The 13,318-nt window shown below is 58.0% G+C and carries 12 protein-coding genes; 3 read left to right on the forward strand and 9 right to left on the reverse strand.

Going from position 1 to position 13,318, the window contains the following annotated elements:
• Positions 1 to 149: 149 nt before the first annotated feature.
• Positions 150 to 554, reverse strand: coding sequence for a c-type cytochrome (locus tag C4S72_RS12025; RefSeq protein ID WP_104003364.1), 405 nt, complete (start codon positions 552 to 554; stop codon positions 150 to 152).
• A gap of 271 nt (positions 555 to 825) precedes the next feature.
• Here C4S72_RS12025 and C4S72_RS12030 point away from each other — a divergent pair, with 271 nt between their 5' ends.
• A complete protein-coding gene (locus tag C4S72_RS12030) occupies positions 826 to 2,241 on the forward strand; it encodes a GGDEF domain-containing protein (protein WP_104003365.1) in 1,416 nt (471 codons plus the stop codon).
• A gap of 116 nt (positions 2,242 to 2,357) precedes the next feature.
• On the opposite strand, the gene C4S72_RS12035 is transcribed toward C4S72_RS12030, so the two are convergent.
• From C4S72_RS12035 to C4S72_RS12070, 8 genes are all read right to left on the reverse strand, one after another.
• Positions 2,358 to 3,863 carry a fumarate hydratase gene (locus tag C4S72_RS12035; protein ID WP_104003366.1) on the reverse strand — a complete coding sequence of 502 codons (1,506 nt, stop codon included), beginning with the start codon at positions 3,861 to 3,863 and terminating at the stop codon, positions 2,358 to 2,360.
• A 176-nt stretch (positions 3,864 to 4,039) separates the two neighbouring features.
• Positions 4,040 to 4,906, reverse strand: coding sequence for a prenyltransferase (locus tag C4S72_RS12040; RefSeq protein WP_104003367.1), 867 nt, complete (start codon positions 4,904 to 4,906; stop codon positions 4,040 to 4,042).
• Between the two features lie 105 nt (positions 4,907 to 5,011).
• The gene (gene trhP / locus C4S72_RS12045) at positions 5,012 to 6,373 is read right to left on the reverse strand and encodes a prephenate-dependent tRNA uridine(34) hydroxylase TrhP (protein ID WP_104003368.1); all 1,362 of its coding nucleotides are present in this window, start codon (positions 6,371 to 6,373) and stop codon (positions 5,012 to 5,014) included.
• Between the two features lie 19 nt (positions 6,374 to 6,392).
• Entirely contained in the window at positions 6,393 to 6,962 is a 570-nt protein-coding gene (thpR, locus tag C4S72_RS12050) for an RNA 2',3'-cyclic phosphodiesterase (RefSeq protein ID WP_104003369.1), read from the reverse strand.
• Between the two features lie 87 nt (positions 6,963 to 7,049).
• Positions 7,050 to 7,922: a hypothetical protein gene (locus C4S72_RS12055; protein WP_104003370.1), complete on the reverse strand. Its 873-nt coding sequence runs from the start codon at positions 7,920 to 7,922 to the stop codon at positions 7,050 to 7,052.
• Positions 7,923 to 8,033: 111 nt separating this feature from the next.
• Positions 8,034 to 9,677 carry a chaperonin GroEL gene (gene groL / locus C4S72_RS12060; protein WP_104003371.1) on the reverse strand — a complete coding sequence of 548 codons (1,644 nt, stop codon included), beginning with the start codon at positions 9,675 to 9,677 and terminating at the stop codon, positions 8,034 to 8,036.
• A 58-nt stretch (positions 9,678 to 9,735) separates the two neighbouring features.
• Positions 9,736 to 10,029, reverse strand: coding sequence for a co-chaperone GroES (locus tag C4S72_RS12065; RefSeq protein ID WP_104003372.1), 294 nt, complete (start codon positions 10,027 to 10,029; stop codon positions 9,736 to 9,738).
• 243 nt (positions 10,030 to 10,272) lie between these two features.
• Entirely contained in the window at positions 10,273 to 10,749 is a 477-nt protein-coding gene (locus tag C4S72_RS12070; RefSeq protein ID WP_104003373.1) for an FxsA family protein, read from the reverse strand.
• A gap of 222 nt (positions 10,750 to 10,971) precedes the next feature.
• On the opposite strand from C4S72_RS12070, the gene C4S72_RS12075 reads away from it, so the two are divergent.
• Positions 10,972 to 11,733 carry an SDR family oxidoreductase gene (locus C4S72_RS12075; protein ID WP_104003374.1) on the forward strand — a complete coding sequence of 254 codons (762 nt, stop codon included), beginning with the start codon at positions 10,972 to 10,974 and terminating at the stop codon, positions 11,731 to 11,733.
• Positions 11,734 to 11,876: 143 nt separating this feature from the next.
• A complete protein-coding gene (locus C4S72_RS12080) occupies positions 11,877 to 13,280 on the forward strand; it encodes an AmpG family muropeptide MFS transporter (RefSeq protein WP_104003375.1) in 1,404 nt (467 codons plus the stop codon).
• Positions 13,281 to 13,318: the final 38 nt, after the last annotated feature.

Below are 13,318 nucleotides of genomic sequence, written 5' to 3' on the forward strand. Positions count from 1 at the left end.
GCCTTTAAATGGCACTTTATCGCGCCATATCGGTTAGCCCGGCCAGACTTTGCTCTATAAACGGGCGCACAGAGCGGGACGTTAAGCCCGGCGGAGGCTCGAGCATCGCGGTTAGGGCTCCGCTTAAGAGCCCTAAGCCTGCGAACCGATCAGTTAAGAGATTTCAGAAATGCGATCAAGTAGTCCTGCTCTACCGGGTCGGTCACAGAGACATGACGCATACGAGTGCCCGGCACCAGCGCCTCGTTGTCGGCGACCCACTTACGCAGGTTTTCTTCGTTCCAGGTCAGACCGGAGTTTTTCAGCGCATCGGAGTAGGCAAAACGCGGAACCGTGCCTGCTTCGCGCCCGACCACGCCGTGCAGATTGGGCCCGAAGCCATTCTTTGCCGGATCCAGTGTGTGGCAGGCTTCGCACTGATGAAACACGGCAGCCCCCGCCGCGGCCATCGCTTCCTGGTCGCTGCCTTCGGCGTATAGCGCGGGAGAAGCAACCAGAGCAGTGAGAGCCACCAGGGCAGAAGGAGAAAGTGCAGCTATCCAACGGTTATTCATGGCACACCTCATGAGGCCAGTTAACGAATAACTCGACTATAAGTCTCAGCTCAACGGGCCCACCTTAGTACTTCAGTACTGTTTGCCCACTTGGATTGATGCAGGTCAGTTTCTTTGACTACCTTACCCCTATGAAAAGATATGGCAGAGGGATTAAGTACTGCCCCTCTTTCCAATGAAGTTAAGAGGCTATGCGTATAACATACAGCCTTTTTATTCTATACAGCCGGTCCGCTTATGAGCCGGTTGAATCAGACAGGGAGCTGATCGCGTGAACGCTGCTGTGACAGAAGCGAAACAATGGACCTTAGTGGAGGCAGCCCTGTCTTTATCCCGCCCCCTGGGTACGACCTGCTTTCTGTTCGCTCTTCTCGCCCTGGCCGGTTATTTCGGCAACGTGGAAGCTCTCTACAGGCCCCTGCAAGGTGGACCCGCTACGCACCCGCTGACCGCACTCTGCGTTCTGTTACTCGCCTTAGGCGTACGCGTTCCGCACAACGGTAGAAACAGTAGCCGGTTTTCTCTTGGCTGCAGTCTTCTGGTTGCAGCCATCGCGGCCCTTCGCCTGACAGAGATCAGCCTTGGCAACGACCTGACCTACTGGCTTACCCCTTTCCATGCAGCACTCCAGGCGGATCTGCAAAGTGGCGGGCAAAACAGTATGGGGACCAACTCGGCGCTGATGATGCTCACCTGCTCCGTCGCACTGGCATTCTTCCGCGCGGGCCTAGCCAACCTTTCCCAGATCACGGCCTCCGTCGCTGCCGCTATCCCTATTACCTCTTTTACCGGCTATTCCTACGGGTTGGAGGGTTTCTACGGCCAAATGTCTCTGCTGACAGCAACCGTGGGCCTTGGTCTCGCTATCGCCACACTTTCGCTAACGGCGGACCATGGCGGCTTAAGGGCGCTTCTAAGCCCCCATATTGGTGGCAGAGTCGCTCGAGCACAGGTCATCTTCGGCTATCTCATACCAACAGGCATGGGCTTTTTACTGGTGAAGTCCTTCACCTCAGGCACGGGACAACCGCAAAGCCTTTTCGGCATGTTTGTTGTCGCTGTCTGCTGGTTCATCATCCTGATGGTCTCGGTCTCATCCATCTATATCGAGAAGGCGGATTTTGCCCGTCGCCGCAGCGAAGCAAAACTGGCCGCCGCGGCACTCACCGACGAGTTGACCGGGTTACCTAACCGGCGAAAATTCTTCGATGCAGGCCGACATGAACTGGAAAGGATCAAACGCACCCGGGGCGAACTTTGGGTACTGATGATCGACCTGGACCATTTCAAGAAGATAAATGATACCGCCGGCCATGCCGTTGGCGACCAGGTACTGGTGGCAACAGCAACCGTGTTGAAGCAGTCGGTACGCAAGGTCGATATCGCCAGCCGGCTGGGCGGTGAAGAGTTCGCGGTGCTGCTGACGGAAACCGGACGCGCTGGATGTGATCGAGTGGCCGAGAGTATCCGCAACAACATCGAGTCTCTGCCGATCCCTGGATGGACCGATATTCATGGCCCGGTCACTACATCGATAGGCTGCGCCCGCCTCCTGCCGACAGGCAGCCTGGATGAAACCCTGCATGCCGCCGACGAGGCGCTTTACCGCGCCAAGCACTGCGGCCGCAATCAGGTCGCGGTTAACGATGGCGACGCCATCATCAACCTGCAGAAAGACGCTTACTAAAGCCCGATCCTGGCCCGCAGTGCACAATAAAAAAGCGCCGGCGAAATCGCAGGCGCTTTTTTCATTTCAGCCAGCCCATCGGCTCGTCAAAAGAGCGATGGGCGACAGGTGGAGTATCAGGCGCTGTGCGCGATGATGTCCTTCCACTTGGCTGGGCCAGTGGTGTGCACTGACTCGCCAGAGGTATCGACCGCGACGGTCACCGGCATATCCTTCACTTCGAACTCATAGATCGCTTCCATACCCATTTCAGGGAATGCCAGCACCTTCGAGCCGGTGATAGCCTTGGAGACCAGGTATGCGGCGCCGCCCACAGCCATCAGGTAAACCGCCTGGTTATCCTTGATCGCGTCGATGGCGACCGGACCACGCTCGGATTTACCGATCATGCCCAGCAGGCCAGTGCTTTCCAGGATCTGACGGGTGAACTTGTCCATACGGGTGGAGGTAGTAGGTCCTGCAGGGCCAACCACTTCGTCACGGACCGGATCAACCGGGCCCACGTAGTAGATAAAGCGACCTTTGAGATCCACCGGCAGCTCTTCACCGTTGTTGAGCATCTCGACCATGCGCTTGTGCGCCGCGTCGCGACCGGTGAGCATCTTGCCATTGAGCAGGATGGTTTCGCCGACTTTCCACTCTTTAACCGCTTCCGGGGTGATCTCGTCCAGGTTGACGCGACGGGTGTTGGAGCCCACCTCGAAGGTCACTTCCGGCCACTCTTCCAGGCTCGGCGGCGTCAGCACGGCCGGGCCGTTACCGTTGAGCTTGAAGTGGGTGTGACGGGTCGCGGCACAGTTCGGGATCATGCAGACCGGCAGAGACGCTGCATGAGTCGGGTAATCCATGATTTTCACATCGAGGATAGTGGTCAGGCCGCCCAGACCCTGAGCACCGATGCCCAGCGCGTTGACCGCATCCATGATCTCCAGACGCAGCTCTTCAACGCGGTTCTGCGGGCCGCGCTCACGCAGCTCGTGGATATCGATCGGGTCCATCAGGGACTCTTTCGCCATGACCGCAGCCTTCTCAGCGGTACCGCCGATACCTATGCCGAGCATACCCGGCGGGCACCAGCCAGCGCCCATGGTCGGTACGGTTTTGACGATCCAGTCGACGATACTGTCAGACGGGTTCAGCATCACCATCTTGGACTTGTTCTCGGAGCCGCCACCTTTGGCCGCCACGTGAACCTCAACCTCGTCACCCTCTACGATCTCGTAGTGGATAACCGCCGGGGTGTTGTCCTTGGTGTTCTGACGCTTGCCGGCCGGATCAGCCAGGATGGAGGCGCGCAGCACGTTGTCCGGGTGCATGTAAGCCTGACGCACACCTTCATTGACCATATCGGTCACGGACATCTTCGCATCCCACTGCACGTTCATGCCGACCTTCAGGAAGACGGTCACGATACCGGTATCCTGGCAGATCGGGCGCTTGCCTTCGGCACACATGCGGGAGTTGATCAGGATCTGCGCCATGGCGTCCTTGGCCGCCGGGTTCTCCTCCTTCAGATAGGCTTCATGCACACCCTGGATAAAATCGATCGGGTGGTAGTAGGAGATGAACTGCAACGCATCGGCAACGCTGCTGATGAAATCATCCTGGCGAATAACGCTCATTCGTGACTCTCCATTCAGGCTGGGGCCATTAATCGATAGTGGCTCTGGTTTGGATCAGGGCGCTATTCAAGCTTTGACAGACTCGCTGGCACCCCTCGGATGGCGCAGGATTATACACCAGATGTCGCAACGATGGTGCGGCTTGTGCGACTAACGGTGTAGGCCAGGCTGCAGATCTAGCCGATGGTGACGCAAAACAGTAAACCGAAAATCATCACCAGACGCCCGGTAGCAGGCGGCAACGGGCGCCGCTCTTCCGGCGGCCGATTCAGATAACGCAGCGGCATCAGCATAAACGGCAGGGCCGCCAGCAGTGGCCAGGGCGCAGGAATCATATCCATCCCCCAAAGCAGCAGTGTACTCAGTGGCGTAAGCACCAGCAGCGCCAGGTAAAGCCCGCGCGCGCGCTCGTATCCGGCACGCACCGTCAGCGTCTTCAGCCCCTGCCCCTTGTCGCTCTCATAATCGCGCAGCTCATTACTGAGCAGCAGTAGCGATACCAGCAGGCTGATCGGTACCGACTGCGCCAGAATCAGGCCATTGAGCGAACCACCTACGGCGACGTAACTGCCAACCACCATGAACACGCCCATCAGCCAGAACACCAGCAGCACCGCCAGCCCTCGGGCCTTGTAGTTCAGTGGCCGCAGCGTATATCCCAGCGCCCCGATCAGGCCCACCAGGAACAGCCCCAGCAGCGCCATGGAGCGATCAAACACCAGGTAAAGCCCCAGAGGGGTCGCCAGCGCAAAACAGAGCATACCGAAACGGAAGTTACGCCGAATGGCGACTAGGCTGGCTTTTTCCTGCGCGCTATCACCGAGCTCAGCGATATCGGAATAGTCATTGATCAGGTTTACACCCGCCTGCAGCAGCAGTCCACCGACCAATACCAGCAGTGCGTTCAGCGGCATGAGCAGCCCCTGCTGCCAGGCGGCGGTGATTCCAATCAGACAGGTGGTGAGCGCCACGCCAAAAGAAAACGGCCGCAGTGCGCGTTTAAACTGGTACTTCTCTAGCGGGTAAGGGGGTAAGTTGCTCAAGTCGGTAACTGCCTGTCGCCAAAAACAAAACGGGAGCCTGAAGAGGCTCCCGTGATCATGCCATCATCCGGCGTACCGGACTAGCGCACTGCAGTTAATCAGCGATTAACGCGGCGGTGCGTTGGGCAGATCGCGCATCAGCAGCGCGTGGCGCATATCGGTATCGAAATCCAGCGGGATCGTCACACGGTGACCGGAACCCGGCGCCGCATCTACCGCCTCGCCCTTCTTGTTGTAGAGCTCGGACAGCTTGAAGCGACGGTTGCCGGCCGGAGTCATCAACTCCAGGGTATCGCCCATCTCAAAGCGGTTTTTCACATCGATCTCCAGCGTACCGCGCTGGGAATCGTGATCCAGTACTTCACCGACGAACTGCTGGTGCACGCCGATGGAGCTGCCGTTTTCGTAGTTCTGGTATTCGTCATGCACGTGGCGACGGTAGAAACCTTCGGTGTAACCGCGGTTCGCCATGTTCTCCAGTACGTCCATCAGACCCATATCGAACGGTTTGCCGGCAACGGCATCGTCGATCGCCTGGCGGTATGCCTGGGCGGTACGGGCTACATAATAGTGGGACTTGGTGCGGCCTTCGATCTTCAGGGAATCCACACCCATCTCCGCCAGCTTGTGTACGTGCTGGATGGCGCGCAGGTCCTTGGAGTTCATGATGTAGGTGCCGTGCTCGTCCTCGAACGCTGGCATGTACTCGCCAGGACGGTTCTCTTCCTGCAGCAGGAAGATCTGATCGGACGGCTTGCCTTCACCGAGGGCCGGCTCGTGGGTCGCAGCGCCCTGCTCAGCCGGATCGAACGACTGTACCGGCACCACATCGCCGGAGTCGTCTTCCTTCGCTTCGTGAGCGTCGTACTTCCAGCGGCAGGCGTTGGTGCAGGTGCCCTGGTTGGGATCGCGGTGGTTCATGTAGCCGGACAGCAGGCAACGGCCCGAGTAGGCGATGCAGAGCGAGCCGTGCACGAACACTTCCAGCTCCATCTCCGGGCAGCGGTCACGGATCTCGGCAACCTCTTCCAGCGACAGCTCGCGGGACAGGATCACGCGCTCGATGCCGTTGCGGTGCCAGAACTTCACCGACGCCCAGTTCATGGTGTTGGCCTGAACCGACAGGTGGATCGGCAGATCCGGGTACTTGTCCTTCACCATCATGATCAGGCCCGGGTCGGACATGATCAGCGCATCCGGACCCATCTCGATGACGGGCTCGATATCGCGCATGTAGGTGGTGAGCTTGGAGTTGTGCGGCAGGATGTTACTGGCCACAAAGAACTTTTTGCCCAGGTCATGGGCAATACGAATCCCTTCGGCCAGGTTGTCGTGCGTAAAGTCATTGTTACGCACACGCAGGCTGTAACGTGGCTGACCGGCATAAACCGCATCCGCGCCATAGGCGAATGCGTACTGCATATTTTTAAGCGTCCCCGCCGGGGACAGAAGTTCAGGAGTTCGCATCTTCAACAACGTATTTGGGTTAGAGGCTGCCCGCTCCGGCGGACAGGGGAATGTCAAAAAGCGGCGTGTAGACAGAACCACGCTCTCCGGGGCGGCTCTGGAACAGCACAACGGTATCGGCCGGTGCCGTTTCGCTAAGATCCGGCCAGGTTTCCGGCACGTTAAAACGGTTATCCGCCGGCAGGCGCCCCAGGGTCACGTGCGGACGAAAGCCTCGCTCGTGATATCCCACACCGGCGCGTTCGACCACCTTCGCCAGCTTCTGCTGCAGATCGGCCAGCGGGGCCGGCTCAGAGGTCAGTGCGGCCACCAGCGACAGCTGCGGATTCACCGGATAGTAGTCCAGTGTGTCCAGCGGCACGCGGAAGGGCGACACGTCGCAGAGCACTTTGCGCGCTTCCTGCTCCAGTTGCTGCACCTGATCGAGACTGATCTCATCCAGAAAACAGAGCGTCAGATGGTAGCTTGATGAATCCACCCAGGTGGCATCAAGCCCCCGGTCGTATTCGCACAGAGCGTCCGAGTAATCGGCCAGTGCGCGCGCTACCCGTTCAGGGATAGGCAAAGCAAAAAAGGCGCGTATGTCCATGCGCGGTGTGTGGTGCCTCTTTTTGAAACCGGCTATTGTGCCGCTGAAATGTGCGGGACGCAATCCCGAGTAAAAAAGTCAGTTAAATCAACCGCCCTCTACTCGGCGTTGCAGTTGGTTGAGCTGATCGCGCAGCTGCAGCAGGCTCTGGTTGAACTGACGGCGGGAACCGTCGATCGCCTGGATAGACTGTTCGATGCTGCTGATCTTGCGACTCAGGTCCGGCTGACTGTCCAGCTTCTGCTGCAGACTCTGCACCTTACCCTGCATCGACTGCTGGGCAGCCGTGCGCTCATCCTTTTCCAGCGAGAGCGCGAAACTGGCGTCGCTGCTGACCGATTCGATACGCGACTTCTGTTGGTCGAGCGAGCTCTCAAGGCTTGCCAGGGATTTCTTCACACTGGCCAGCTCCTGCTGAGTGCCTTCGACAGCTGCGACTTTTTTCTCGGTGTCCGCCAAAGTTTGCTGCAGCGACTCAACCGCCTTGCCCTGGGCATCCAGAGCTTTCTGCTGTTCTTCAAGCTGAGGCTTGTTACGCTGATAAGCTACGGTCCAGAGCTTGGCGATTTCGGAATCGAAATGCTCATACTTCTCCGAAGCCTGCCCTTCCAGCTCGCCAATGCGCCCCATCAGGGTCTGGCCCGCCTCACTGGCGCTATCGCTGTTCAGCGCCAACGTCTCTGACACTTCTGCCAGACGCTCGCGGGTTTTCTCCAGCTCTGCCTGCTGGGCATCCAGCGTCTTTTTCATCTCCAGGGTCCAGTAACCGAGGCCTGCAACACCTCCCGCCAACAGCAGCAGGATAAGGGTCAGCAGGAAACCACCGCCGCGACCGTTTTCAGGCTTGGCCGCCTTGGCAGGCCTTGGCGCTTGCCGCTCGGGGGCTGCCGCAGGTTTACGTACCGGCTCATCCGACTCCAAGCCCTGCAGGTCCAGCCCTGGCTCTTTGCGTTCACTCATAGTTCGATATTCAATCCATGTCCGCTGGGGAAAATCACACTAGCAGCTTTACCAAAGACGAAAAAGCCCCGCAATTGCGGGGCCTTTCAAGACCTAAGCGTCGGGGCTGGCTTACATCATGCCGCCCATGCCGCCCATTCCACCCATGCCGCCCATGTCAGGCATAGCCGGCTTGTCTTCCGGGTGTTCAGCAACCATAGCTTCGGTGGTGATCATCAGACCAGCGATAGAAGCAGCCGCCTGCAGTGCAGAACGGGTTACTTTAGCCGGGTCGAGGATACCCATTTCCAGCATGTCGCCGTACTCTTCGGTAGAAGCGTTGAAGCCGAATGCGCCGTCACCAGCACGTACCTTGTCGACGACAACAGAGCCTTCGCCGCCAGCGTTGCTGACGATCTGACGCAGCGGAGCTTCCATGGCGCGCAGCGCCAGCTGGATACCGATGGTCTGGTCGTGGTTGTCACCTTCCAGGCCAGCGATTGTGCTCAGAGCGCGGATCAGTGCAACACCACCGCCAGGTACCACGCCTTCTTCGACAGCGGCACGAGTAGCGTGCAGAGCGTCGTCAACGCGGGCTTTCTTCTCTTTCATTTCGACTTCGGTAGCAGCGCCAACCTTGATCACGGCAACACCGCCGGCCAGCTTGGCAACACGCTCCTGCAGTTTTTCGCGGTCGTAATCGGAAGAAGTTTCTTCGATCTGGACGCGAATCTGCTGAACGCGGGCGTCGATATCAGTCTTGGAACCAGCACCGCCAACAACGGTGGTGTTTTCCTTGGTGATGTTGACGCGCTTAGCGGTACCCAGCTGATCCAGGGTAACGGTTTCCAGGCTCAGACCGACTTCTTCGGAGATAACCTGACCACCGGTCATGATAGCGATATCCTGCAGCATCGCCTTACGACGGTCGCCGAAGCCCGGAGCCTTAACAGCGCAGACTTTAACGATACCGCGCATGGTGTTGACGACCAGAGTCGCCAGCGCTTCGCCTTCAACGTCTTCAGCGATGATCAGCAGCGGACGGGAAGACTTGGCAACCTGCTCCAGAGCCGGCAGCAGTTCGCGGATGTTACCGATCTTTTTGTCGACCAGCAGCACGAACGGATCTTCCAGTTCGCAAGCCTGGGTTTCCTGTTCGTTGATGAAGTACGGAGACAGGTAACCGCGGTCGAACTGCATACCTTCAACAACGTCCAGCTCGTTTTCGAAGCCGGAACCTTCTTCAACGGTGATAACGCCGTCTTTACCGACTTTTTCCATCGCGTCAGCGATGATCTTGCCGACTTCAGCGTCAGAGTTGGCAGAGATGGTGCCGACCTGAGCGATCGCTTTGTAGTCTTCACACGGAGAAGACATTTCAGCCAGCTGTGCAACAACAGCAGCAGCGGCTTTATCGATACCGCGCTTCAGGTCCATCGGGTTCATGCCAGCAGCAACGGACTTCAGACCTTCGTTGACGATAGCCTGGGCCAGTACGGTTGCAGTGGTAGTACCGTCACCGGCAACGTCGTTGGCCTTGGAAGCAACTTCCTTAACCATCTGCGCGCCCATGTTTTCGAACTTGTCTTTCAGTTCGATCTCTTTAGCAACGGAAACACCGTCTTTGGTGACGGTCGGAGCACCGAAAGCCTTGTCGAGTACAACGTTACGGCCTTTCGGGCCCAGGGTTGTTTTAACCGCATCCGCCAGAATGTTTACGCCGGCCAGCATGCGCTGACGGGCATCATCACCGAAACGTACGTCTTTAGCAGCCATTATCTGTATATCCTGTAATTCAGTCTGTTGTTAACGTTATGAGCGATTAACGCGACGATCAGTCTTCCAGTACGCCGTAGATTTCGCTTTCCTGCATGATCAGCAGCTCGTCATCACCGAGTTTCACGGTGTTGGAGCCGGCATACTGACCGAACAGGACTTTATCCCCCACTTTGACAGACGGCGCTTGAACTTCACCGTTGTTCAGCACGCGACCGGGGCCGACCGCGACGACTTCACCGCGATTCGGTTTCTCGGCAGCAGAACCCGGCAGGACAATGCCGCTCGCCGTGGTGGTCTCTTCCTCACTGCGACGAACTACTACACGGTCGTGAAGTGGACGAATATTCATCTGGTTGTTCTCCTGGTATCTAGGATCCAATGCGATGTTGGTTTTATTAACTGGGCCCGGGTGGGTGCCCAATTGTTTTAAATATCTGTGGCTTCTTTTGTGGGGCCGCCCCTACCGATTTCAACGGTGCGGAGAAAATTTTTTTAACTCTCCGGGAGGGGGAAGCAAAATCGGCCCGCTGCTCCGTATGTGGGGTGGGCCGATGTGGGATTCAAGGGGTAAACGCGGAAAGATTTTGTGGGTTCAGTCTTTGTTCTCGGTGCGGTCGATCACTTCGCCCTCGATCACATCGCCATCGCGCGTTGGCGGCTCTCCGGCGCCCGGTCCAGACTGTTGAAAACCACCCTGCGCCGTACCCGAGGCCGCGATCACGGTGAAACGGCTCAACAGCAGACGCACAAAGGCTTGACGCACCGGAGGAATGAGGCAACTAAAGCCCATGATATCGGTGACAAATCCGGGGGTGATCAGCAGCGCGCCGCCGACCGCAAGAACGATTCCCTCAACCATCTCCTGGCCCGGCACCTCATTGCGGCTGAGCCGCTCCTGCGCACGACCCAGCGTTGCCAGGCTCTGGTACCTGAGCATATTCACGCCGATAAAAGCGGACAGCAGCACCAGCCCGACGGTGTACCAGGCACCTATTGCCTGCCCCACCTGAATCAGAACAGTAATTTCAACGATCGGAATGATTACAAAAAGAATAAACAGAAAGCGCATCGCTCACCTCAGTCATTGCTGGCTGCCAGAAGCCTACCAGAGAGCGGCCGTGAACGGTAATCAGAGCAAAAAGGAGGGCTCAGACGCCAGCAGCGTCATGACCGCTAAATGAATTTTGCTGCAGTAGCGAAGCCGCGTGTTGCAGCGCAACATATTGCGGCGCACAATGAAGACTGCTACAGCCATCACAATGTATTACCCCCAATACAGAGGACTAGCTTTATGGATCTGAAAGACAAGGTTATTGCTATTACCGGTGGCGGCCGCGGCCTGGGCCGCGCCATGGCTCTGGAACTGGCGGACAAGGGCGCCAAACTGGCGCTGGTCGACCTGAACCAGGCGGATCTCGATGAAACCATCAATATGTGTGTCGAAAAAGGCGTTGAAGCGCGGGGCTACGTTTTCGATATCAGCGAAGAGTCGGAAGTGGAAAAGCTGTTCGATGCCATCGTCAGCGACCTGGGTACGCTGCAAGGTCTGGTCAACAACGCCGGCATCACCCGCGACGGTCTTTTCGTCAAGGCGAAGGATGGTCAGGTCATCTCCAAGATGTCGAAGGAGAACTGGGACCTGGTGCTCAAGGTCAACCTCACCGGCACCTTCCTCTGCGGTCGCGAAGCCGCCGCCAAGATGATCGAGCTGGGCACCGAAGGCTGCATCATCAACATCTCCTCAATCTCCCGTTCCGGCAATATGGGCCAGACCAACTACACCGCCACCAAGGCAGCGGTGGAAGCGATGGCGGTGACCTGGGCCAAGGAACTGGCGCGTTACGGTATCCGTGCAGCGTCCATAGCACCGGGTTACATCGGTACCGAGATGGTCATGGCGATGAAGCCGGAAGCGCGGGAAAAGATCGAGGCGATGATCCCCACCAAGAAACTGGGCAAACCGGAGCAGATCGCGAAAACCGTATCGTTCATTTTCGAGAACGATTACGTCGACGGTCGCTGCCTGGAAATCGACGGCGCCCTGCGCATCTAGGCCAGCCGTCAGCCACTACGCCCGGGACCAGATCCCAAGCTGCCCCGGGCACCCTCCCCTCCGCTTGATACTCAACCCTTTCTTGATTTCCTGCGCCCCTGACGCACAATATTGGGCCGGCCCAGCCAGACCACAGGATCCCCATGTCTTACAGCACCCTGCGCCAATGGATCAGCGCCTTCGGCGTCTACCTTAAGCCCCGCCCTCTGATTCTGCTGTTTCTCGGGTTCTCTTCCGGTCTGCCGCTGCTACTGGTGTTCTCCTCACTATCGTTCTGGCTGCGCGAGGCCAATATAGAACGTAGCACCATCGGCTTGATCTCCTGGGTCGCCCTGGCCTACGCGTTCAAATGGGTCTGGGCACCGCTGGTGGACCGAATCAAGTTACCGGTGCTGGGCGATCTGCTGGGGCGGCGGCGCAGCTGGATGCTGCTGGCACAGCTGGGCGTTGCCGGCGGTCTGCTCGGCATGGCGCTGAACGATCCCGCTCAGAACCTTGAATTTACCGTCTGGATGGCGCTGCTGGTTGCCTTCTGCTCCGCCACCCAGGACATCACCGTGGATGCTTACCGCATCGAATCGGGCGATGAGAGAATGCAGGCCGCCATGGCCGCTACCTACATGGTGGGTTATCGCCTGGCGATGATCACATCCACCGCCGGTGTGCTCGCCCTCGCGGCGTTGGTTGATCCCAGCGAAGACACCTACCAATACGCCCCCTGGCTGTTCGCTTACGGCACCATGGCGATGCTGATGATCCCGGGCATTCTTACCACCCTGCTATCGCCCGAGCCCAAGGCCCCGGCGAACCAGGAGATCGAGTCGCAGATCCAGCAGGTGCAGCACTGGATATCTCATTCCGGTCGCAATAATGACCGTTTCTCACGTGCCGTCGGCTGGATCTATATCACCCTGGTTTCCCCTTTTGCCGACTTTATCAGGCGTTACCGCTGGCAGGCGTTGCTGATCCTGGCCCTGATCGGCAGCTACCGTATCGCCGATATCGTGATGGGTGTGATCGCCAACGTTTTTTATGTAGATATCGGTTTTACCAAGGCGGAGATCGCCGCCGTTACCAAGGTATTTGGCGTCATCATGACGCTGGTCGGAGCTCTGGCCGGTGGCGTACTGGTAAACCGTTTTGGCGTGATGAAGATTCTGTTTATTGGCGCACTGCTGGCCGCGAGCACCAACCTGCTGTTCGCCCTGATGGCGCTGAACGGCCCTATCGTCGAACTGCTGATGGTGGTGGTCTCACTGGATAATTTCAGCGCAGGAATCGCTACAGCAGCGTTTGTCGCCTACCTGTCAGCCCTGACCAACATCCAGTACTCCGCAACCCAGTACGCCCTGTTCAGCTCGATCATGCTGTTGCTGCCGAAGTTCCTCGGCGGCTTTTCCGGCATCGCCGTCGACTCGATCGGTTATCCGCTGTTCTTTACCGGCACAGCGATTCTGGGGCTTCCGGTACTTGTCCTGATTGTTCTGGCGGCCCGCCATACTCAGATCAAACATCAGCCAACGCCGCCGGCTGACGGGAGCCATTAAAACTCCTGTTCATTTTTTAGGCCGCAACTTATTGCAAA

This window comes from Marinobacterium lutimaris, from assembly GCF_900108065.1.
Taxonomy (GTDB): domain Bacteria; phylum Pseudomonadota; class Gammaproteobacteria; order Pseudomonadales; family Balneatricaceae; genus Marinobacterium_D; species Marinobacterium_D lutimaris.